Origin of the sequence: Pseudomonas retamae (genome assembly GCF_043496865.1) — a bacterium.
Classification (GTDB): Bacteria; Pseudomonadota; Gammaproteobacteria; order Pseudomonadales; family Pseudomonadaceae; genus Aquipseudomonas; species Aquipseudomonas retamae.
Genome location: NZ_JBIEIL010000013.1, coordinates 154,132 through 175,525, shown reverse-complemented (window position 1 = coordinate 175,525; position 21,394 = coordinate 154,132). Strand labels below are relative to the sequence as shown.

Below are 21,394 nucleotides of genomic sequence, written 5' to 3'. Positions count from 1 at the left end.
ATCTAGCCAGCGACGCAAATCTCACCGCTTGTCGATCTTGTCCGGCAACGGCGCAAACAACGCTTCAATATCATCACTCTGCAACTTCCAGTCCCCGGCCTTGCGCCCGTCGAGCACGCCGGCGGCGAGGTCGGACTTTTCCTTTTGCAGGTGCTGAATCTTCTCTTCCACAGTGCCGCGAGCAATCATCTTGTACACGAAGACCGGTTTTTCCTGGCCAATCCGGTATGCCCGGTCTGTCGCCTGGTTCTCGGTCGCGGGGTTCCACCACGGGTCGTAGTGGATCACCGTGTCCGCCTCGGTCAGGTTCAAGCCCACACCGCCGGCCTTCAGACTGATCAGAAAGATCTGACGCTTGCCGCTCTGAAATTCCTTCACTGGGGTGCGTCGGTCACGGGTTTGACCGGTCAGCAGTGCGTAGGCGATCTTGCGTTTTTTCAGTTCGTCTTCGATCAACGCGAGCATCGAGGTGAACTGCGAGAACAACAGAATGCGCCGACCTTCCTCAAACAGCTCTTCGAGCATTTCCATCAGGCTGTCGAGCTTGCCCGAGGTGCTGCCACGGGCGGGCAGGGTGGCGTCGTTGACCAGGCGCAGATCGCAGCAGACCTGACGCAGCTTGAGCAGCGCTTCCAGAATGATGATCTGGCTGCGCGCCACGCCTTTGCGGGTGATCTCGTCGCGGACTTTCTTGTCCATGGCCAGGCGCATGGTTTCGTAGACGTCGCGTTGCGCTTCGTTGAGATCGACCCAATGGATAATCTCGGTTTTCGGCGGCAACTCGGTCGCTACCTGCTCTTTGGTGCGGCGCAGCAGAAACGGTTTGATCCGACCGTTGAGGTGCTGAAGCCTGACTTCGCTGCCGCGCTTTTCAATCGGCACACGGTAATCGGCATTGAAGCTTTTCACATCGCCGAGCCAGCCCGGCAGCAAAAAGTGGAACAGCGACCACAGTTCGCCGAGGTGATTTTCCAGCGGCGTGCCGCTCAGGCACAGGCGTTGGCGTGCGTTCAACTCGCGGGCAGCCTGTGCGGCTTTGCTGTTGGGGTTCTTGATGTACTGCGCCTCATCGAGCACCAATACGTGTAGCGGCTGTTTCGCCAGACGCTCGACGTCCTTGGGCAGCAGCGCGTAGGTAGTCAGGATCAGGTCGAAATCCGCGAGGTGATCAAAGTGCTTTTTGCGAGTGGCGCCGTACAGCGCGACGACTTTCAATTGCGGGGTGAAGTGCGCGGCTTCGTCGAGCCAGTTCGGAATCAGGCTGGTCGGCATCACCACCATGCACGGCCGATCAAGGCGCCCGGCGTTTTTCTCGCTGAGGATATGCGCCAGGGTCTGTAAGGTTTTGCCCAGGCCCATGTCATCCGCAAGAATCCCGCCGACTTCCAGTTGCCGCAGCGATTGCATCCAGCTCAAGCCTTCGAGCTGATAGGGGCGCAAGGTTGCGTTCAGGCCTTCAGGCGCTTCAGCACTGAAGTCACGGATGTCGCGCAAGCGCTGGGCGAAAGTGCGGATCTGCTCGCCGCCTTCCCACAATAACGGAATGCCTTCCAGTGAATTGAGGCGCGTGGCATCCGCCTTGCTCAGGCGTAGGGTGGTTTCGCCCGGCTCCTGTAAATAGAACTCGCCCAGCGTCATCAATACCGGCTTCAAACGGCCCAGCGGCAGCGCCACTTGCAGTGGCCCGTGTTCGCTGTTGCGCTGCGGAATGTTGACCAGAATCAGCTCGTCATCGCGACGGCGGGCCAGACGTTCAGGGTTGAGGATTTCCGCGTGCGAGCGCATCAGGTTGAGCAGGATCGGCAGCAGGCTCAGGCGCTCACCATTGACGATGATGCCCAGCTCCAGATCGAACCAGTCGCGTTCCGGCGCCTGTTCGACGGTGGCGTACCAGTCGTCCACGGCGGTCAGGTCGAAGCCGAATTCCTCGTCGATCTGCAATTCCCAGCCCTGACTGCGCAACTTCGGCAGGTCGTTGAGGGTGAAGGTCAGCCAGGCGCTGTCGTTGACCATTTCATACAGCTCGCCAGCGCTTTCCGGCAGGGCTTTGCTCTGGCGGGTGGCGATGCGGAAACCGAGGATGCGCAATTGTTCGCGGTAGGACTGCTCGACGTCGGGGTGGCGTTTGACGCGCAGGGTCTGGGTGTCCTGACGAATCAGGATGTCGCTGTTTTTTTGCCCGCTGACGTACTCGTCCAGATAACTGAACGACAGCGCCGCACGGTGCTGGATATAGCGCTGCATCCGCCCGTTGCGTGGTTCGAAGGCGCTGAACTCGACGCTGGCCAGCCACAGGCGGGGCAACGGTTGCACGTTGTCGACCAGCACTTGTGGCGGCGCCTTCGGGCCGCGGTTCTCCAGCACTGCCTGAAGTTTTTCCAGCAACTCGGCGTCTTTGGCGGCGGCGGGGTAATCGAGGGTTTCCTGGACTTTCAGCAGCACCGCCGCGCAGTGTTTGCAGTTGTTGCGAACGGGACAGGTGCAACCGGCGTCGACCAGCAACAAGGTGCCTTTGGCCGACTCGCGCAAGTGAATGGTCTGACGGTAGACGCTGCCGCCAGAGCCTTCGCAACTGGCGGTGATGGTCGCATCGCCGACCTGAGCGATGCGCACGCGGTTTTCCAGGGCATAGCGGCGGCCGCGCTCCAGGCTCTGTTCCTTGAACCGGCTGACCCACGAGGGTGCCAACGGTTTGCTCAGGGGCGGTGACATAGGGACTTCGATCAGTCCGGTACGACTTCAGGCGCTTCCCGTGGCGCAGGTGCGGTCAGGGAAGTGATCTTGATCAGCAGGGCCAGGTGGCCGTTGTCGAGGTAATTGAGCTGGCCATTCTTGGTGTGGCTGTCCTGTTTCAGGCGCTCACTGGCGGTGACCAGGCCATTGGCGTCGATCTGATTGACCCAGAAATCGGCGCTCACATCGGTGAAGCGGCCGAGTTTCATTTCCAGCGTGCCCTCGATCGGGAACTGACCGAATTGCTCCTGACCGTCGCTGACCGCCACTTTCGCCGGCGTTTCGCCCAGCGTCTGCTGCCAGGCCTTGTGCATCAGTACGGTGTAGTCGCCGCTGGCGCCAAGTTTGCTGACCACGTCGTTCAACGCTGGCGTGCGTTGGCTGTCATCGCTCAAACGCTGTGCGCCGGCGGCCCAGTCTTCCGGTGCGGCGCGGCTGACGATGGCGGGTACGGAATTCTGGCGCACCAGAATCATTTCGACCTGATAGGTGTCATCGGCAAATGCCGCAGGTGCTACCAAAGCCAGTAGCAAAGTCAGCGAGCGAAACAGGCGCATTGGGCGTCCTTAAACAGTTTTCGGGAGGAGGCGCTCGAACAACGCCTCTACAGTATTAAAGCGCTCTTCCGGGCGTTCCATCGGCACCTGGAACTTGAACATCGTCGCGCCTTCGAATTTGTAGCGTTTTGGTTGCGTCTGGATCAGCTTGATCAACGTCATCGGGTCCACGGGCGTCTGCGCCTCGAACTCGATTCGGCCACCTTGCGGGCCGCCGTCGACTTTCTTGATGCCGAGCTTTTCCGCCTGCAATTTGAGTGCGGTGATGCGCACCAGATTCTTGGTCGGCTCCGGCAACAGGCCGAAACGATCGATCATTTCCACCTGCAGATCTTTCAGGCCTTCCTCGTCGGTGGCCGAGGCGATGCGTTTATACAGAATCAGACGTGCATGGACATCCGGCAGATAGTCTTCCGGAATCAGCGCCGGCACCCGCAGATTGACCTCCGGGCCGCCACCGAGCGGTTGATCGAGGTTCGGTTGCTCGCCCTTGCGGATCGACTTCACCGCGCGTTCGAGCATTTCCATGTACAGCGTGAAGCCCACGGCCTGAATCTGCCCGCTCTGGCCATCGCCGAGCAATTCGCCGGCGCCACGGATTTCCAGGTCGTTGGTGGCCAGCACGAAGCCGGCGCCGAGGTCCTGAGTGTTGGCGATCGCTTCCAGACGCTTTTCCGCGTCCGAGGTGATTTGCTGGCGCGGCGGTGTCAGCAGATAGGCGTAAGCCTGGTGGTGACTGCGGCCGACGCGACCACGCAATTGATGCAGTTGCGCCAGGCCGAACTTGTCGGCGCGCTCGATGATGATGGTGTTGGCGCTTGGCACGTCGATACCGGTCTCGATGATGGTCGAGGCGATCAGCACGTTGAAACGCTTGTGATAGAAATCGCTCATCACCTGTTCGAGTTCGCGCTCGCGCATCTGCCCGTGACCGATACCGATGCGGGCTTCCGGCACCAGTTCGGCGAGGTCTGCGGCGCATTTCTCGATGGTCTTCACATCGTTGTGCAGGTAATAAACCTGACCGCCACGCAGTAATTCACGCAGCAGGGCTTCCTTGACCGTGCTCTTGTTCTGCTCCATGACGAAGGTGCGCACCGACAGGCGTCGCGCTGGCGGCGTGGCGATGATCGACAGGTCGCGCATGCCCGACACCGCCATGTTCAGCGTGCGCGGAATCGGCGTTGCGGTCAGGGTCAGAATGTCGACTTCGCTGCGCAGGGCCTTGAGCTGTTCTTTCTGGCGCACACCGAAACGGTGTTCTTCGTCGATGATCACCAGCCCGAGGTTTTTGATCTTCACATCGTCGGACAGCAGCTTGTGCGTGCCGATGACGATGTCGATCTTGCCTTCGGCCAGATCGGCGATGGCCGCATTCACTTCTTTGGCCGACTTGAAGCGGCTCATCACTTCCACGGTCACCGGCCAGTCGGCGAAGCGGTCGCGGAAGCTGTTGTAGTGCTGCTGGGCGAGGAGGGTGGTCGGCACCAGAATCGCTACTTGCCGACCGCCGTGCACGGCAATGAACGCCGCACGCATCGCCACTTCGGTCTTGCCGAAGCCGACGTCGCCGCAGACCAGGCGGTCCATCGGTTTTGGCGCGAGCATGTCTTCGCGCACCGCTTCGATGGTCGATTGCTGATCGGGGGTTTCTTCGAACGGGAAGCCGGCGCTGAACGTTGCGTAATCGGCTTTCGGGTCGGCAAACGCGTAGCCTTCGCGGGCGGCGCGGCGGGCATAGATGTCGAGCAGTTCGGCGGCGACGTCACGCACCTGTTCGGCGGCTTTGCGCTTGGCTTTCTGCCAGGTTTCCGAGCCGAGGCGATGCAGCGGCGCCAGCGAGTCGTCGCTACCGGTATAGCGCGCGATCAGGTGCAGGTTGGCCACCGGCACATAGAGCTTGGCGTTCTCGGCGTATTCCAGGGTGAGGAATTCGGCGGCCTGATTGTCGATTTCCAGAATTGTCAGGCCCAGATAGCGGCCGACACCGTGGTCGATGTGCACCACCGGCGCGCCTTCGCGCAGTTCGGTGAGGTTCTTGATCACCGCGTCATTGCTGACGTCGCTGCGTTTCTCACGACGGCGGCGCTGCATGACGCGCTGACCGAACAGCGGACTTTCCGCGATCAGCGCCAGCGCCGGGTCGTCGAGCGCCATGCCTTCATCAAGTGGCGCAATGGTGATCGCCAGACGATCCTTGCTTGCAACGAAATCCGGCCAGCTGTCGACGGTTTTCGGCCGCAGCTTCAGGCGTTCGAGCAACTCCAGCAACACTTCGCGACGGCCCGCGGATTCGGCGGTGAACAGCACCCGACCGGGGAACTCATCAAGGAACGCGGCGAGCGCGGCCAGCGGTTGCGTGGCTTTGGCTTCGATCGCCAGATCGGGTAGCGCGTGCGCCGGGAAACGTTCGCGGCCGACACCGGTTTCGACGTCCTGCTGGCTGGCCACCACGCGTGGCCAGTTCTTCAGACGGGCGAAGCAGTCTTCGACCGGCAGGAACAATTCGGCCGGTGGCAACAGAGGACGAGAGGGATCGACGCGGCGTTCTTCATAACGATTGCGCACGTCGTTCCAGAAATTCTCCGCCGCTTGCTCGATACCCGGCAGCGAAAACACCTGGGTGTCCTGCGGCAGGTAATCGAACAGCGTCGAGGTTTCATCAAAGAACAGCGGCAGGTAGTACTCGATACCGGTCGGGGTGATGCCGCTGCTCAGGTCCTGAAAGATCGGGCAGCGGCGGAAATCGACGTCGAAGCGCTCACGAAAACGCGCCTTGAAGCGCGTGACCGCGTCTTTCTGCAGCGGAAATTCCCGCGCCGGCAGCAGCTTGACCGACTCGACCTTGTCGATCGAACGCTGGGTTTCCGGATCGAAGGTGCGCAGGGTTTCGATTTCGTCGTCGAACAGATCGATGCGATAGGGCAGTTTGCTGCCCATCGGGAACAGATCGATCAGTGCGCCGCGCACGGTGAATTCGCCGTGCTCATACACCGTGTCGACGTAGCGATAGCCGCTGGCTTCGAGCCGCGAGCGCATCTGCTCGACGTCGAGCTTCTGGCCGATATCCAGCACCAGACTGCTGCCGAGCAGGAATCGGGTCGGCGCCAGACGATGCAAGGCCGTGGTGATCGGCACCACCAGCACGCCATGGGCCAGTTCCGGCAGCCTGTACAAGCTGGCGATGCGCTGGGAAATGATGTCCTGGTGCGGCGAGAACAGGTCGTAGGGCAGGGTTTCCCAGTCGGGGAAATGCAGAACGGGCAAATCCGGGGCGAAGAAACTCAGCTCCTGTTCCAGTCGTTCAGCGCTCTGGCTGTCGGCGGTCAGTAGCAGGGTGAAGCGCTTGGCAGCGCTGGCAGCCTCGGCAATCGCCAGACTGAGGGCAGCACCGGGCAGATTGCCCCAGTGCTGTTTGCCTGCCTCGGCAGGGAGTAGCGGTAGACGCAGAACAGGCACGGAAGGTTGAGCTCCAGGCTTTGCGACAAAGTCGGTAATTGTAGCGGCGTCGGGTGTCGGCTGTCAGTTGCAGACTACGTCTATCTTCGCTGTTTTGACGAAATGTAGTGGTAACCATAAAAACGAGCAGTTTTTATGGGGTTATGTAGTGCCGAAACCGGGTGGTGTTACGGAGGGTTACAGACATCGTCTAACACTCGTCGAAAAATTGACTACGCTGCAGGCCGCGGTTTTACTGGGCTGGCGCGGGGCGTAATTTTTTTGAACGGAAATTTGTTACCGATTGCGCGACAAGCGCGCATTGCTACGGCAGGTTGTCGGCGGCATAATGTAGCCCCTTTTTTCTGCCCCTACATGTGGAAGGTTACCGTGACTCAGAAGCCCGACCAGTGTCTTGGTGAATGGATCGACCGTGAAGCACTCGCAGAAGCGATGATTCCGCTTATCGGTCAGCTCTACCGCAATAACAACGTGGTGAGCTCGATCTATGGCCGCAGTCTGATCAACCAGTCTGTCATCGCGATTCTCAAAGCCCACCGCTTTGCTCGCCACCGTTCTTCCGACGACAGCGAACTCTCCGTCCACGAAACATTCCCGCTGCTCAAAGCCATGAGCGAGCTCAAGCTCGGCGCGGCTTCGGTGGATCTGGGCAAGCTGGCGTTCAAATTCCGTAACGAAGGCAATGGCCGCAGCGCCGAGCAGTTCGTTCGTGAAGAAATGGCTGACGTGGTTGGTCAGCAGAACGCTTCCGCACGTAAAGGCACCGACGTCGTGCTGTACGGTTTCGGTCGTATCGGCCGCCTGCTGGCGCGCATCCTGATCGAGAAAACCGGTGGTGGCGACGGCCTGCGCCTGCGCGCCATCGTCGTGCGTAAAGGCGCCGAAAACGACCTGACCAAACGCGCCAGCCTGCTGCGTCGCGATTCGGTACATGGTTCGTTCAACGGCACCATTACCATCGACGAAGAAAACAACACCATCACCGCCAACGGTAACCTGATCCAGGTGATCTACGCGAAGAACCCGACCGAGGTGGATTACACCCAGTACGGCATCAAAGACGCGTTGCTGGTAGACAACACCGGCGTATGGCGTGACGCCGATGGCCTCGGTCAGCACCTGGCGTGCCCGGGTATCGACCGCGTTGTTCTGACTGCGCCTGGCAAGGGCAAGCTGAAGAACATCGTTCACGGCATCAACCACGGTGAAATCACCGCTGACGACAAGATCGTGTCCGCTGCTTCCTGCACCACCAACGCCATCGTGCCGGTGCTCAAAGCGGTAAATGACAAGTTCGGCATCATCAACGGTCACGTCGAAACCGTTCACTCGTACACCAACGACCAGAACCTGATCGACAACTTCCACAAGGGCGACCGTCGTGGCCGCAGCGCCGCGCTGAACATGGTCATCACCGAGACCGGTGCTGCCACCGCTGCTGCCAAGGCCCTGCCTGAGCTGGCCGGCAAGCTGACCGGTAACGCGATCCGCGTTCCGACGCCAAACGTGTCGATGGCCATTCTCAACCTCAACCTTGAGAAAGCCGCCACCCGTGAAGAGATGAACGAGTACCTGCGCTACATGGCGCTGCACTCCGAGCTCCACAAGCAGATCGACTTCGTCAATTCGCAGGAAGTGGTGTCCACCGACTTCGTTGGCTCGCGCCACGCCGGTGTGGTCGACGCCGAAGCGACCATCGTTCAGGACAACCGCGTTGTACTGTACGTCTGGTACGACAACGAGTTCGGCTACAGCTGCCAGGTGGTTCGCGTGATGGAAGACATGGCTGATGTAAATCCGCCAGCATTCCCGCGCTAAGCCTTAGCGGTCAATGAAAACGCCCCGATGTGTGTCGGGGCGTTTTTTTATGCCTGAAAAATGATCGTTCCCACGCTCTGCGTGGGAATGCCTCAAGGGACGCTCCGCGTTCCAATGGGACGCAGAGCGTCCCGGGCTGCATTCCCACGCAGAGCGTGGGAACGATCGCGACCACAGATCCAGTGTGGGAGCGAGCCTGCTCGCGAAGGCATGCTATCGAACGCCGCCTGCTATGGCTGCTTGCGCCGTGCGCAGTTCATGCTTGTTGCCACGGAACAACACCAGCGTCGCAATCAACCCCAACACCGCCGCACCGCTGAGCCAGATCCCCGGCGCAGCCTTGTTGTCCAGCACATGAATCAGATAAGTACACGCCGCCGGGGTGAAGCCGCCGAACGTCGCGGTCGCCAGGCTGTAGGCCAGCGAGAACCCGGTGGTGCGCACTTCCACCGGCATGATTTCGGTCAGTGCCACGACCATCGCGCCGTTGTACGAGCCGTACAGAAACGACAGCCACAATTCGACGATCAGCAAATGGCTGAAACTCGGATTCGCCACCAGCCACGACAGCGCCGGATAGGCGGTCAGAATTGCCAGAATCGTCGCCGCGAGCAGCAGCGGCTTGCGCCCGATCCGGTCGGACACCGAGCCCATTACCGGCAGCCAGAAGAAGTTCGACAAGCCGATGCACACCGTCACCAGCAGCGCATCGAGATCGGACAGGTGCAGTTCGGCCTTGCCGAAGGTCGGGGTGTAGGCGGTGATCAGGTAAAAAGACACCGTGGTCATCACCACCAGTGCCATGCCGGCGATGACGATGCCAAAGTTCTGACCGATCGAGCGGACAATTTCGCGCAGGGTAGGGCGGTGTTTTCTGGCCTGGAACTCCGGTGTTTCCTCCAGCGAACGGCGAATGACGAAAATCACCGGCACGATCATGCAGCCGATCAGGAACGGCACGCGCCAGCCCCAGTCGCCCATCTGCTCGGGGCTCAGCCAATGGTTGAGGCCGACGCCGAGCAGTCCGGCGAAGACCACCGCCGCTTGCTGGCTGGCGGACTGCCAACTGACGAAGAAACCTTTGCGCCCCGGCGTGGAAATTTCCGCCAGATACACCGAAACACCGCCCAGTTCGACGCCCGCCGAGAAGCCTTGCAGCAAACGGCCGAACAGCACTAGCAGCGGTGCGGCGACGCCGAGCGTCGCATAGCCCGGCACGCAGGCAATCAGTACCGTACCGGCGGCCATCATCGCGAGGGTGATGATCAGGCCTTTGCGCCGACCGTGACGGTCGATATAGGCGCCGAGGAAAATCGCCCCGAGCGGACGCATCAGGAAACCGGCGCCAAAGGTCGCCAGCGATAGCATCAGCGACGCGAACGCGCTGTCGGTGGGAAAGAACGTCTTGGCGATGGCCGTGGCGTAAAAGCCGTAGACCATGAAGTCGAACATTTCGAGGAAGTTGCCGCTGACAACGCGAAAGATCGCCTTGCCGGTGCCCGGGGTGGTGGACATGGTCGGTTACTCACTGTTTCAATTTTATAAAAAGGCTTGCCGCCCGGCGCGAGCGCGCGGGCGCTGTAGTTCATAATGGCCGCCATGGTTTTGCGCAGAGATGAAGATTTGTTAACTGGACGCTGGGCGGGGCTTGTGATGTTGGCGGCGGTGTTGGCCGGCTGCGGCAATGGCGACACCCTGGAGGTGGTCGGCGGCTCAACCATGGGCAGCACGTGGTCGGTCAAATACGTGCGTCACGCTGGGCTTGCCGATCCCGCGCAGGTTCGCCGCGAAGTGGAAGCCATCCTTGGCGAAGTCGACCGTCAGTTGTCCACTTATCGCAATGATTCGGACATCGAGCGTTTCAACGCTTTGCCGACCAACAGTTGTCAGTCCATGCCGGCACCGCTGCTCGAATTGATCCGCGTCGGCGAAAAGCTTTCGGTTGAAAGCGAAGGATCCTACGACCTTACGGTCGAGCCCCTGTTGAATCTGTGGGGCTTCGGTCCGCAAGGCCGGGAGGAAAAAATCCCTTCCAGCGCTGCCGTCGCCGAGGTGATGCAGCGTGTCGGTCATCAGCATCTACGCATCGATGGCCAGCGGCTGTGCAAAGACGCGGCCGTCGAAGTCGATTTCAACAGCCTCGCCGCCGGTTACGCGGTCGATACCATCGCCGCCAGGCTGCAAGCCATGGGCATCGACAATTACCTGGCCGAAGCCACGGGCGAGCTGAAGGCGCAAGGCAGTAAACCCGACGGCTCGCCCTGGCGTATTGCGCTGGAAGCACCGCGCGATGATCAGCAGGTTGCTGAGCGCGTCATTGATATCGACGGTTACGCAGTCTCGACCTCTGGCGACTACCGTAATTATTTTCTGCAAGACGGCCGGCGCTATTCCCACACCTTCGATGCCCGCAGCGGTGTGCCTGTCCTACACGACCTGGCGTCCGTCACGGTGATTCATCCTTCAGCGTTGATGGCCGATGGATTATCGACGCTGTTGCTGATTCTCGGGCCGGAAAGGGCGCGGGACTATGCCCAAACGCATGACATTGCTGCATTCTTCGTCGAGCGTGCCGATACAGGTTTTGTCATCCGCAGCAGTCAGGCGTTCGAGCGGCTGGTTGGCGCAAAAAACTGACTGAAGACAAGACGAAAGCTGGCGTTGTAGTGCAGGCAAAAGTAGCCTACGACGCGACCAAGGGTTAATGTGCGCGGCGTTGACGCTTCTATAGACTGTGTCCGGGTTCTGTACTGGCCCCCAATTGTTCCTTCGCGCCGCCGTTCGGCGTGATTTAGCCGCCGGTGCTGCTGGCACCGCGGCCTGTTCTGAGGAGTACGCATGGCTGTCTACAACTACGACGTGGTGGTACTGGGTTCCGGCCCGGCGGGAGAAGGCGCGGCAATGAACGCCGCCAAAGCGGGGCGCAAGGTCGCGATGGTCGACAGCCGTCGCCAGGTCGGCGGCAACTGCACCCACCTCGGCACCATCCCGTCCAAGGCACTGCGTCACTCGGTGCGGCAGATCATGCAGTTCAACACCAACCCGATGTTCCGTGCGATTGGCGAGCCACGCTGGTTCTCCTTCCCGGACGTGTTGAAAAGCGCCGAAAAAGTCATTTCCAAGCAAGTCGCCTCGCGCACCGGCTACTACGCCCGTAACCGCGTCGACGTGTTCTTCGGTACCGGCAGCTTCGCCGATGAGCAGACCATCGAAGTGGTCTGCGGCAATGGCGTGGTAGAAAAACTAGTGGCCAAGCACATCATCATTGCCACCGGCTCGCGTCCGTATCGCCCGGCGGATATCGATTTCCATCACCCGCGTATCTACGATAGCGACACCATCCTCAGCCTCGGCCACACCCCGCGCAAACTGATCGTTTACGGCGCTGGTGTGATCGGCTGTGAATACGCTTCGATCTTCAGTGGTCTGGGCGTGCTGGTCGAGCTGGTCGACAACCGCGGGCAGTTGCTAAGCTTCCTCGACTCGGAAATCTCCCAGGCGTTGAGCTACCACTTCAGCAACAACAACATCACCGTGCGCCACAACGAGGACTACGACCGCGTTGAAGGCGTCGACAACGGCGTGATCCTGCATCTCAAGTCCGGCAAGAAGATCAAGGCCGACGCCTTGCTCTGGTGCAACGGCCGTACCGGTAACACCGATCAGCTGGGTCTGGAAAACATCGGCGTCAAGGTCAACAGCCGTGGCCAGATCGAAGTCGACCAGAACTACCGCACCTGTGTAGAGAACATCTACGGTGCCGGTGACGTGATCGGCTGGCCGAGCCTGGCCAGTGCCGCCCACGACCAGGGTCGCTCGGCCGCTGGCAGCATTGTCGACAATGGCAGCTGGCGCTTCGTCAACGACGTGCCGACCGGCATCTACACCATTCCGGAAATCAGCTCGATCGGCAAGAACGAGCAGGAGCTGACCCAGGCGAAAGTGCCGTACGAAGTCGGCAAGGCGTTCTTCAAGAGCATGGCGCGGGCGCAGATCGCCGGCGAGCCACAAGGCATGCTGAAGATCCTCTTCCACCGCGAAACCCTGGAAGTGCTCGGCGTGCACTGCTTCGGTTATCAGGCCTCGGAGATCGTCCACATTGGTCAGGCGATCATGAACCAGCCGGGCGAGCTGAACACGCTGAAGTATTTCGTCAACACCACGTTCAACTACCCGACCATGGCCGAAGCCTATCGGGTAGCCGCGTACGACGGCCTCAACCGGCTTTTTTGACGGGCTCCGGCCGGTGGCCTGAGCCGGCCGGGGAGACCGATTTCAGCAATTCTCAAGGGTGGCAGTGGCCAAACCGGGAAAGTCTGTAATCAGGCTGTCAACGCCGAAGTCGGCGAGTCTGCGCATCAGCGCAGGCTCGTTGACGGTCCACACCGACACATGCAGGCCCTGACGCTGCGCCTTCTGCAGGCGTTCCGGCGTACACAGCGTCCAGTTCAACGCGAGAATTTCGCAGCCATAGCTTGCCGCGACCTTCAACGGGTCGAGCCAGGCGTATTCGGCGACCAGTCCACGCGACACATCCGGCACCAGATCCAGTGCCGCTTTCAGCACTTCCCGCGAACTCGAGGTGATCGTCACCTTGTCCAGCAGGCCGTGGCGCTGAGCCATTTCGCGAATCGCCAGCACGGTGGTTGCTGCGCGGGTGCGCGAAGCGCTTTTGACTTCCAGCTGCCAATGCTCGAAATCACACTTCTCGAACAGCTCTTCCAGCGTCGGAATCGGACACGGTTTGACCCAGCCCGGCCCGCCCTTGCGCGCGTCATAGGTGACCAGCTCGGCAGCGGTGTGCTCGACCACCTTGCCGCGCCGGTCAGTGGTGCGCTTGAGTGTCGGGTCATGGATGACCATCAGCTCGCCGTCCTTGGACAGGTGCAGGTCCAGTTCGCAGCGGCGCACGCCATGCGCAAGGCAGGCCTGAAAACTGCTCAGGGTGTTTTCCGGTGCTTCGCCCTTGGCGCCGCGGTGGCCGTAGATAAGGGTCACGGTTCTTCCTTAAGTTAAATGCCTGATTCGTTCTGTTCGCGGGCCAGGCGTCGTTCCTGGGCCTGCTTTTGCAAGATATAGCGGGCGAGCAATTGGCGCTGGGCGTCGGTCAAGTGTTCGAACTCGGTGCCGACGTCGTAGCCATTGCCCTTGGGATCGCAATGCGTGACCCGGGCGCGCAGCAGCAGGCCCAGGGCCTGTGGCATCAGCACCAGTTTCACCGACAGGTGCGCGCCGGTGGCGATCGGCGTGGGGTATTGAAAGTCGATCCCGCCTTCGGAAATGATCACCGGTTGCGGCTCGCCGATGTGGCCGAGCACGGTCAGGGCGACCACCTGGCTGAGCAGGTCGATGCGTTTGTTCTGTGATTTGAGGAACGCAGCGATGGCGCGGTCGCGCTCGCTGATCTGGCGCAACAGGTGCTGCGACTCGAATTCGCTCAGGTGCAGTTCGCTGAGCAGGTTGAAGAGTGGGGAAGCATCCTGCAACACTTCCTCGCCTGCCGCTTCGGGAGCGGACAGGGGCCGAATTTCCAGTGCGATCATGTCCTCGATACGGTAGTATTCGCGGCGATCTTCTTCATCTAATGTCGACATGGCGAACCCATGGTAGCGGCGGTGGTCTGAGTGTAAAGCTGGTTATCGACCCCCGCCACAAGGACGTTCCTTTTCCCTCCGAACAAGCCCCGACATGTTCAGACCTCTCTTCGTATTTATCGGCACGCGTTATACCCGTGCAAAGCGTCGCAATCATTTTGTGTCCTTTATTTCCCTGACTTCAATGATCGGACTCGCCCTTGGCGTGGTCGTGATGATTGTCGTGCTGTCGGTGATGAACGGCTTCGATCATGAGATGCGCACCCGCGTGCTGGGCATGGTGCCCCACGCCACCCTGGAAACCGGCGAGCCGATCAATGATTGGCAGAGCCTCGCCGCCAAGGTGAAACAGAATCGGCAGGTGGCGGCAGTAGCGCCGTTCACCCAGATGCAGGGCTTGCTGACCAATAACGGTCAGGTCTCCAAGGTGCTGCTCAATGCCATTGATCCTGCGCTCGAGCGCAATGTGTCGATCATCGACAACTTCATGAAGCAGGGCAAACTCGACGACCTGACGCCCGGCAGCTTCGGCATCGTCATCGGCGACAAGGCCGCGACCAAGCTGGGGGTGGGCATCGGTGACAAGGTCACCTTCGTCGCGCCGGAAGTCAGCGTGACCCCGGCCGGGATGTTCCCGCGCATGAAGCGCTTCACCGTCGTCGGCATTTTCCACGTCGGCGCCGGTGAACTCGACGGCTATCTGGGTGTGACCAACCTGCAGGATCTGGCGAAGATGCATCGCTGGAAAGCCGATCAGGTACAGGGCCTGCGCCTGAAGTTCGACGACCTGTTCCAGGCGCCGCGTGAGGCGTGGAATATTGCCCAGCAGCTCGGCGAAGACCGTTTCTACGCCCGCGACTGGACCCGCACCCACGGCAATCTGTACCAGGCGATCCGCATGGAAAAAGCCATGATCGGCCTGCTGTTGCTGCTGATCGTTGCCGTCGCCGCGTTCAACATCATTTCCACGCTGGTGATGGTGGTCAACGACAAGAAGGGCGACATCGCCATCCTGCGCACCTTGGGTGCGACGCCGGGCACGATCATGCGCACGTTCATGGTGCAAGGCACGGTGATCGGCGTGGTCGGCACCGCAATCGGCGCGGTGGTCGGGATTTTCGCCGCACTGAACGTCAGCGCAGCCATCGCCGCACTGGAAGGCCTGATCGGCCACAAATTCCTTAATGCTGACGTGTATTTCATCGATTATCTTCCTTCGCAGGTACAGAGCCAGGACGTGGTCATGGTCTGCGCTGCTGCGTTGGTCCTGAGTTTCCTCGCCACCCTGTATCCCGCCTGGCGTGCCGCGCGCACCCAGCCGGCGGAGGCGTTACGTTATGAGTGAGTCGGGCATGAGTGAACAAGCAATCCTGAGCTGCCGCAACCTGGGCAAATCCTATGAAGAAGGCCCGGAGTCGGTACAAGTGCTGGCCGGCCTGCAACTGGAGTTGCATCCGGGCGAGCGGGTGGCGATCGTCGGCAAGTCGGGTTCGGGCAAAAGTACCTTGCTCAACCTGCTTGGCGGCCTCGATACACCGACCCAGGGCAGCGTCTGGCTCGACGGCGAAGAACTCTCGGCGCTGAGCGAGAAGAAGCGTGGCCTGCTGCGTAACCGCGCCCTCGGTTTCGTTTACCAGTTCCACCATTTGCTGCCGGAATTCACCGCGCTGGAAAACGTCTGCATGCCGCTGTTGATCGGCAAGACGGCGATCCCCGAAGCGCGTCAGCGTGCCACGGCCTTGCTGGAACGGGTCGGCCTCGGCCATCGCCTCGAACACAAGCCTTCGGAGCTGTCCGGCGGCGAGCGCCAGCGTGTGGCCATCGCCCGGGCGCTGGTGAACAATCCTGGCCTGGTGATGCTCGACGAGCCCACCGGCAACCTCGATTTGCATACCGCCGAAGGCATCCAGGATTTGATGCTGGAGTTGAGCACTTCGATGCGCACGGCGTTTCTGGTGGTGACTCACGACATGAATCTGGCCCGCCAGATGGACCGCGTCCTGCAATTGCAGGAAGGCTGCCTGACCCCCATCTGACTGGCTGAAACCCGGCGCCCGTAACGGCGCCGGGTCTTTTATTTATTTACGGTGCCCCAGCGAATGTTCAGACCGTTATCGATCTTTATCGGCACGCGCTATACCCGCGCCAAGCGCCGCAATCGCTTTGTTTCGTTCATCTCGATGACCTCGATGATCGGCCTCGCCCTCGGCGTGCTGGCGATGATCGTGGTGTTGTCGGTAATGAACGGCTTCCAGCGCGAAATGAGTTCGCGCATCCTCGGCATGGTGCCGCACGCGACCATCGTCGGCGTCAAGCCGATCGACGCTTGGCAGCCGGTGGCCGCTGCTGCAATGAAAAACCCCGAAGTGACCGCCGCCGTGCCGTTCACTGAAATGGAAGGCATGCTGTCCTACAAGGGCTCGATGCAGCCGATCCAGATCAGCGGCGTCGATCCGGCGCAGGAAGGCAAGGTCTCGATCGTCGCCCAGCACATCGTGCAGGGCCGTCTCGATGCGTTGAAACCGGGCGAGTTCGGTGTGGTGATCGGTGAGATCACGGCGCGGCGTTTCCGTTTGAATGTCGGCGATAAAATCACCCTGATCGTCCCGGAAGTCAGCACCGCACCGGGCGGCATCACCCCGCGCATGCAGCGCTTGAACGTGGTCGGCGTGTTCAAGGTCGGCGCCGAGCTGGATGGCTCGATGGGCCTGATTCACGTCGCCGATGCCGCGACCATGCAGCATTGGCAGCCGAATCAGGTGCAAAGCGTGCGCCTGGCGGTCAAGGATCTCTACGCCGCGCCGAAGGTCTCCTCGGACATCGCCGCGGGCCTGGGCGCCGAATTCAAGGCTGACGACTGGACCCACACTCAGGGCAGTCTGTTCAGCGCGATGAAGATGGAAAAAACCATGATCGGCCTGCTGTTGCTGATGATCGTCGCGGTAGCGGCATTCAACATCATCGCCACGCTGATCATGGTGGTGAACGACAAGGGCGCGGACATCGCCATCCTGCGCACCATTGGCGCCACGCCACGGCAGATCATGGCGATCTTCATGGTCCAGGGCACGGTGATCGGTATCGTCGGCACCATCATCGGCGGCGTGCTGGGCGTGATCGCCGCGCTGAACGTCAGCGAAATGGTCGGCTGGGTCGAGCGCGTCAGCGGGCAGCACATCTTCAGTTCTGACGTGTATTTCGTCAGCAACCTGCCTTCAGAGTTGCAGGGCGGTGATGTGCTGTTGATCTGCTCGGCGGGTTTTATCCTGAGCTTCCTGGCAACGGTATACCCGGCGTGGCGGGCGGCGAAGATCGAGCCGGCTCACGCCCTGAGATATTCGTAACCTTTTAGACCGCTTTCGCGAGCAGGCTCGCTCCCACAGGAAAACGCATTCCAACTGTGGGAGCGAGCCTGCTCGCGAAGGGGCCTGACTTGCTGGCCTCAGGTTCGGGGCAACTCAATCACGAACCGTGTCACCCCGGCTTCCGATTCGCAATGGATCTGCCCGCCATGGGCACGCACGATCGATTGCGTAATCGCTAATCCCAACCCCGCATGTTCACTGCTGCCTTCTTGCCGTGCCGGATCGGCCCGATAGAAACGGTCAAACAAACGTGGCAGCCACTGCGCTGAAATTCCCTCGCCACTGTTCTCGACGCAGACGCGAACAACGCTCGCCTGATCGGCAATGCTCAGCCGCACGTACCCTTCCGCCGGGGTAAACCGCAGCGCGTTATCCAGCAGATTCGACAAGGCGCGGCGCAACATGCCGCGATCACCGTCGATTCGCGCTTGGCCGTCTCGACTCAATTCAATCCCCGCGTCCTCCGCCAACGGCGCAAAAAACTCCAGCAGCGCATCGCTTTCATCCGCCAGTTCCAGCGCTTCGCGCTTGGGCACCAGCAAGCCGTGATCGGCCTTGGCCAGGTACAACATGTCGTTGACCAGTTGCGCCATCCATTGCAGTTCTTCGAGGTTGCTGTGCAGCGCTTCGCGATAGTCTTCAAGCGGGCGAGGGCGGGTGAGGGTCACCTGGGTGTGGGTCAGCAGGTTCGACAGCGGCGTGCGCAGCTCATGGGCGATGTCGGCCGAGAATGCCGAGAGCCGCTGAAACGAGTCATCGAGGCGTACGAGCATGGCGTTGAAGCTGTGGGCCAATTCGGCAAGCTCGGGCGGCATTTGCGTCTCTGGTAGGCGGGCATTGAGCGACTGTGCGGAAATCCCCCGAGCCACCGCGCTCATGCGCCGTAACGGCCTCAAGCCACTGCGTGCCGCCCAAGCGCCGAGCAGCGCAGTGGCCAGCGCGGATAAACCCATGGTCAGCCAGATCAGGCGCTGCATGCGTTGCAGAAAATGCTGGTGGTGGGTGATATCCAGCAGCAGCGTTAGCTGCGGTGAATCCGCTGTGTCCGGGTAAAGCGAGGCGCGCAGGACGCGGTAATCGGTACCGTCAGTGCTGATCGTCGACACGCCCGGTTGCAACGGCAGGTTTTTCGGGATTTTTGCCGAGCTGTCGTACCAATGCTGACCGTCGCCGCTGGTGATACGCAGCGAAAGATCGGCCTGGCGGCTCAGTTCATCCGCAAGGCGCGCATCACGTTGAGCGGGCTGAATGTCCTGCAAGGCGCGGCGCAGGCCGATGAGTCTGGTCTCCAGTTGCTGCTGGTCGAGTTCGATAAAGTGCGCCTCGCTGGCGCGATCGAACAGCACGCCGGCGAACAGCGATACCACGGCAGTGCAGGCGGCGAACAGCAGGGCCAGACGCGAACTCAACGACAGCCTGTGCATCAGGCGCCACGCTCTTCGAGCACATAGCCCATGCCGCGCACGGTGTGGATCAGCTTGTCGGGGAAGTCGTCATCGACCTTCAGGCGCAAACGGCGGATCGCCACTTCGATGACATTGGTGTCGCTGTCGAAATTCATGTCCCAGACCTGCGAAGCGATCAGCGACTTCGGCAACACCTCGCCCTGGCGGCGCAGGAGCATTTCCAGCAGGGCGAATTCCTTGGCAGTCAGGTCGATGCGCTGGCCGCCGCGCTCGACACGGCGGCGGATCAGGTCCAGGCGCAGATCGGCCAGTTGCAGGCTGGTTTCCTGTGGTGCAGCGCTGCCGCGGCGCAACAGGCTTCGCACCCGCGCGAGCAGTTCGGAAAAGGCGAAGGGCTTGACCAGATAATCATCGGCGCCGAGCTCAAGGCCGCGAACCCGGTCCTCCACCGCGTCTTTGGCGGTGAGAAAAAGTACCGGTGTGTCCAGCCCGGCACTGCGCACCGCCTGGACAATCTGCCAGCCACTGCGCCCCGGCAGCATCACGTCGAGTATCAGCAAGGCGTAATCACCGCTCAGCGCCAATTGTTGGCCGCTGTTGCCGTCAGCCACCAGCTCCGTGTTGAACCCGGCCTCGGTCAGGCCCTGGCGCAGGTATTGGCCGGTTTTCGCTTGGTCTTCGACAATCAACAGTTTCATGGGCGGCTCGGGTGTTTTCCGGTGTTCGAACGATTGCGTTATACCTTGGGCGCTCGCGCCAGGCGCCAACCTGACAAAGTTGTAATCTGCCTGTCAGGTGAGTGCCAGCGCACGGCGGCTAGAGTGTCCCACAGGCTGAACCTTATCTTGTTGGAGCGTGAGCATGTTTTTGCGTAAATCCCTGATGTTGGCCGCCGCTCTGCTGGCGCTGAGCGCACCGGTGTGGGCGGCGCCGGCGCACACCTACGATTTCGGTCAACCCGCGTCCGCCGCCCAGGCTTCTCGCAGCGTTGAGGTGGTCATGGGTGATATGTCGTTCGATCCGAAAGCCATTCAGATCAAGGCCGGTGAGACGGTTCGTTTTGTGCTGGTGAACAAGGGCCAGTTGCTGCATGAATTCAACCTCGGGGACGCCGCGATGCATGCCAGACACCAGCAGGAAATGTTGCAGATGCAGCAAAGCGGCATGCTCACGCCTACCAGCGTGAAGGAAATGTCCCACGTCATGGCGGGCATGGACCACGCCGCGATGGGCCACGGCATGAAGCACGACGATCCCAACAGTGTGCTGGTCGAGCCGGGCAAGACCGCTGAATTGACCTGGACCTTCAACAAAGCGACGAGTCTGGAATTTGCCTGCAACATTCCCGGGCATTATCAGGCCGGCATGGTTGGCAAATTGACTGTCAGTCAGTAAGCACTCAAAGGCGCGGGCAAAGGCTGGTAGAATCCGCTGATTCTTCAGTCAGGTTTCCGCCATGCATCCCGCAGCCGAACATTCGCCGCTGGGCAAATCCAGCGAATACATCGCCACGTACACGCCGTCCCTGCTGTTCCCGATCCCGCGCACCGCGAAATGGGCCGAGCTGGGTGTGACCGCCGAAACCCTGCCGTACAAAGGCGTGGATTTCTGGAACTGCTTTGAACTGTCGTGGCTGTTGCCCTCGGGCAAACCGGTGGTAGCGATTGGCGAATTCAGCATCCCGGCCGATTCGCCGAACATCATCGAATCGAAGTCGTTCAAGCTGTACTTGAATTCGCTGAACCAGACGCCGTTCGCTGACATCGCTTCGCTGGAGGCAACCCTGGTCAAGGACTTGTCCGCAGCGGCCGGTAAACCCGTAGGCGTGCGCGTGCGCAGCCTCAAAGAGGTTGAAGCGGAAGGCGTCGTGGCGTTGCCGGGCGTGTGCATCGACGATCTGGATATCAGCGTCAGCAACTACGAACACCCGCGCCCGGAACTGCTGCGTTGCGATGAATCGCGGGTTGTCGAAGAGACGGTCTATAGCCACCTGCTCAAATCCAATTGCCCGGTGACCAGCCAGCCAGACTGGGGCACGGTGGTGGTGGAATATCGCGGCTCGGCGCTGGATCACGCCAGCCTGCTTGAGTACATCGTCAGCTTTCGCCAGCATTCGGATTTTCATGAGCAGTGTGTCGAGCGGATTTTCCTCGACCTGCAGCGTCTTCTGAAACCAGAAAAGCTGACGGTGTTTGCACGTTACGTGCGTCGTGGCGGGCTGGATATCAACCCGTATCGCAGCACTGAAAGCGTACAGCTGCCGAACCATCGCCTCGTGCGGCAATAAAGATCCGGAATGTGCGATATCCAATGTGGGAGCGAGCCTGCTCGCGAATGCGCTGTGTCATTTAACGATGATGTCGACTGACACGACGCATTCGCGAGCAGGCTCGCTCCCACAAGGGACTGCGTTGCAAATCGTAGACATGAAAAAGCCCTGCCATCGCTGGCAGGGCTTTTTT

At 60.7% G+C, this 21,394-nt stretch carries 16 protein-coding genes; 8 read left to right on the top strand and 8 right to left on the bottom strand.

Features of this window, described 5'->3' with window-relative positions:
• Positions 1–21: 21 nt before the first annotated feature.
• Genes ACGSLL_RS23430 through mfd form a run of 3 tightly spaced genes read right to left on the bottom strand, consistent with a single transcriptional unit; the run spans position 22 to position 6,749 of the window.
• Positions 22–2,712: a DEAD/DEAH box helicase gene (locus ACGSLL_RS23430; protein ID WP_090284734.1), complete on the bottom strand. Its 2,691-nt coding sequence runs from the start codon at positions 2,710–2,712 to the stop codon at positions 22–24.
• A gap of 11 nt (positions 2,713–2,723) precedes the next feature.
• Positions 2,724–3,290 carry a CsiV family protein gene (locus ACGSLL_RS23425; RefSeq protein ID WP_394508110.1) on the bottom strand — a complete coding sequence of 189 codons (567 nt, stop codon included), beginning with the start codon at positions 3,288–3,290 and terminating at the stop codon, positions 2,724–2,726.
• A gap of 9 nt (positions 3,291–3,299) precedes the next feature.
• The gene (gene mfd / locus ACGSLL_RS23420; protein ID WP_394508109.1) at positions 3,300–6,749 is read right to left on the bottom strand and encodes a transcription-repair coupling factor; all 3,450 of its coding nucleotides are present in this window, start codon (positions 6,747–6,749) and stop codon (positions 3,300–3,302) included.
• 354 nt (positions 6,750–7,103) lie between these two features.
• Between mfd and ACGSLL_RS23415 the strand changes: the two genes are divergently transcribed.
• On the top strand, positions 7,104–8,567 hold the full coding sequence (locus tag ACGSLL_RS23415; RefSeq protein WP_016775482.1) for a glyceraldehyde-3-phosphate dehydrogenase: 1,464 nt from the start codon (positions 7,104–7,106) through the stop codon (positions 8,565–8,567).
• Positions 8,568–8,780: 213 nt separating this feature from the next.
• Here the strand turns inward: ACGSLL_RS23415 and tcuC are convergent, their stop codons facing one another.
• On the bottom strand, positions 8,781–10,082 hold the full coding sequence (gene tcuC / locus ACGSLL_RS23410; protein ID WP_394508108.1) for an MFS transporter: 1,302 nt from the start codon (positions 10,080–10,082) through the stop codon (positions 8,781–8,783).
• A 75-nt stretch (positions 10,083–10,157) separates the two neighbouring features.
• Here tcuC and ACGSLL_RS23405 point away from each other — a divergent pair, with 75 nt between their 5' ends.
• Positions 10,158–11,204, top strand: a complete 1,047-nt coding sequence (locus ACGSLL_RS23405) for an FAD:protein FMN transferase (RefSeq protein ID WP_394508107.1) — start codon at positions 10,158–10,160, stop codon at positions 11,202–11,204.
• A 201-nt stretch (positions 11,205–11,405) separates the two neighbouring features.
• Positions 11,406–12,800: a Si-specific NAD(P)(+) transhydrogenase gene (gene sthA / locus ACGSLL_RS23400; RefSeq protein WP_090284726.1), complete on the top strand. Its 1,395-nt coding sequence runs from the start codon at positions 11,406–11,408 to the stop codon at positions 12,798–12,800.
• A 42-nt stretch (positions 12,801–12,842) separates the two neighbouring features.
• On the opposite strand, the gene ACGSLL_RS23395 is transcribed toward sthA, so the two are convergent.
• Both ACGSLL_RS23395 and ACGSLL_RS23390 read right to left on the bottom strand, forming a co-directional pair.
• Complete coding sequence (locus tag ACGSLL_RS23395; RefSeq protein ID WP_090284724.1) at positions 12,843–13,565, bottom strand: glycerophosphodiester phosphodiesterase; 723 nt, start codon at positions 13,563–13,565, stop codon at positions 12,843–12,845.
• A 14-nt stretch (positions 13,566–13,579) separates the two neighbouring features.
• On the bottom strand, positions 13,580–14,161 hold the full coding sequence (locus ACGSLL_RS23390; protein WP_394508106.1) for a PilZ domain-containing protein: 582 nt from the start codon (positions 14,159–14,161) through the stop codon (positions 13,580–13,582).
• 94 nt (positions 14,162–14,255) lie between these two features.
• Between ACGSLL_RS23390 and ACGSLL_RS23385 the strand changes: the two genes are divergently transcribed.
• The 3 genes from ACGSLL_RS23385 (at position 14,256) to ACGSLL_RS23375 (ending at position 17,505) form a co-directional block, all read left to right on the top strand.
• The gene (locus ACGSLL_RS23385; protein WP_394508105.1) at positions 14,256–15,506 is read left to right on the top strand and encodes a lipoprotein-releasing ABC transporter permease subunit; all 1,251 of its coding nucleotides are present in this window, start codon (positions 14,256–14,258) and stop codon (positions 15,504–15,506) included.
• On the top strand, positions 15,499–16,197 hold the full coding sequence (gene lolD / locus ACGSLL_RS23380) for a lipoprotein-releasing ABC transporter ATP-binding protein LolD (RefSeq protein WP_093099885.1): 699 nt from the start codon (positions 15,499–15,501) through the stop codon (positions 16,195–16,197). Before ACGSLL_RS23385 ends, lolD begins: the two co-directional genes overlap by 8 nt.
• Positions 16,198–16,260: 63 nt before the next feature.
• Positions 16,261–17,505 (top strand): lipoprotein-releasing ABC transporter permease subunit, encoded by a 1,245-nt coding sequence (locus tag ACGSLL_RS23375; RefSeq protein WP_394508104.1) that lies wholly within the window; start codon positions 16,261–16,263, stop codon positions 17,503–17,505.
• Positions 17,506–17,603: 98 nt separating this feature from the next.
• Here ACGSLL_RS23375 and ACGSLL_RS23370 read toward each other — a convergent pair whose 3' ends face one another.
• A complete protein-coding gene (locus ACGSLL_RS23370; protein ID WP_394508103.1) occupies positions 17,604–18,950 on the bottom strand; it encodes a heavy metal sensor histidine kinase in 1,347 nt (448 codons plus the stop codon).
• On the bottom strand, positions 18,950–19,630 hold the full coding sequence (locus ACGSLL_RS23365) for a heavy metal response regulator transcription factor (protein WP_394508102.1): 681 nt from the start codon (positions 19,628–19,630) through the stop codon (positions 18,950–18,952). Before ACGSLL_RS23365 ends, ACGSLL_RS23370 begins: the two co-directional genes overlap by 1 nt.
• A 163-nt stretch (positions 19,631–19,793) precedes the next feature.
• Between ACGSLL_RS23365 and copI the strand changes: the two genes are divergently transcribed.
• Together copI and queF are read left to right on the top strand one after the other, a co-directional pair.
• Entirely contained in the window at positions 19,794–20,327 is a 534-nt protein-coding gene (gene copI / locus ACGSLL_RS23360; RefSeq protein WP_394508101.1) for a copper-resistant cuproprotein CopI, read from the top strand.
• A 61-nt stretch (positions 20,328–20,388) separates the two neighbouring features.
• Entirely contained in the window at positions 20,389–21,219 is an 831-nt protein-coding gene (gene queF / locus ACGSLL_RS23355) for an NADPH-dependent 7-cyano-7-deazaguanine reductase QueF (protein ID WP_394508100.1), read from the top strand.
• The last annotated feature ends 175 nt before the right edge of the window (positions 21,220–21,394 follow it).

What these genes read in the sequence shown, in the direction of transcription:
- ACGSLL_RS23430 (WP_090284734.1), bottom strand. Translation starts at nt 2,712, where the DNA reads ATGTCACCGCCCCTGAGCAAACCGTTGGCACCCTCGTGGGTCAGCCGG.
- ACGSLL_RS23425 (WP_394508110.1), bottom strand. Translation starts at nt 3,290, where the DNA reads ATGCGCCTGTTTCGCTCGCTGACTTTGCTACTGGCTTTGGTAGCACCT.
- ACGSLL_RS23415 (WP_016775482.1), top strand. Translation starts at nt 7,104, where the DNA reads ATGTGGAAGGTTACCGTGACTCAGAAGCCCGACCAGTGTCTTGGTGAA.
- tcuC (WP_394508108.1), bottom strand. Translation starts at nt 10,082, where the DNA reads ATGTCCACCACCCCGGGCACCGGCAAGGCGATCTTTCGCGTTGTCAGC.
- ACGSLL_RS23405 (WP_394508107.1), top strand. Translation starts at nt 10,158, where the DNA reads ATGGCCGCCATGGTTTTGCGCAGAGATGAAGATTTGTTAACTGGACGC.
- sthA (WP_090284726.1), top strand. Translation starts at nt 11,406, where the DNA reads ATGGCTGTCTACAACTACGACGTGGTGGTACTGGGTTCCGGCCCGGCG.
- ACGSLL_RS23390 (WP_394508106.1), bottom strand. Translation starts at nt 14,161, where the DNA reads ATGTCGACATTAGATGAAGAAGATCGCCGCGAATACTACCGTATCGAG.
- ACGSLL_RS23385 (WP_394508105.1), top strand. Translation starts at nt 14,256, where the DNA reads ATGTTCAGACCTCTCTTCGTATTTATCGGCACGCGTTATACCCGTGCA.
- lolD (WP_093099885.1), top strand. Translation starts at nt 15,499, where the DNA reads ATGAGTGAGTCGGGCATGAGTGAACAAGCAATCCTGAGCTGCCGCAAC.
- ACGSLL_RS23375 (WP_394508104.1), top strand. Translation starts at nt 16,261, where the DNA reads ATGTTCAGACCGTTATCGATCTTTATCGGCACGCGCTATACCCGCGCC.
- ACGSLL_RS23370 (WP_394508103.1), bottom strand. Translation starts at nt 18,950, where the DNA reads ATGCACAGGCTGTCGTTGAGTTCGCGTCTGGCCCTGCTGTTCGCCGCC.
- ACGSLL_RS23365 (WP_394508102.1), bottom strand. Translation starts at nt 19,630, where the DNA reads ATGAAACTGTTGATTGTCGAAGACCAAGCGAAAACCGGCCAATACCTG.
- copI (WP_394508101.1), top strand. Translation starts at nt 19,794, where the DNA reads ATGTTTTTGCGTAAATCCCTGATGTTGGCCGCCGCTCTGCTGGCGCTG.
- queF (WP_394508100.1), top strand. Translation starts at nt 20,389, where the DNA reads ATGCATCCCGCAGCCGAACATTCGCCGCTGGGCAAATCCAGCGAATAC.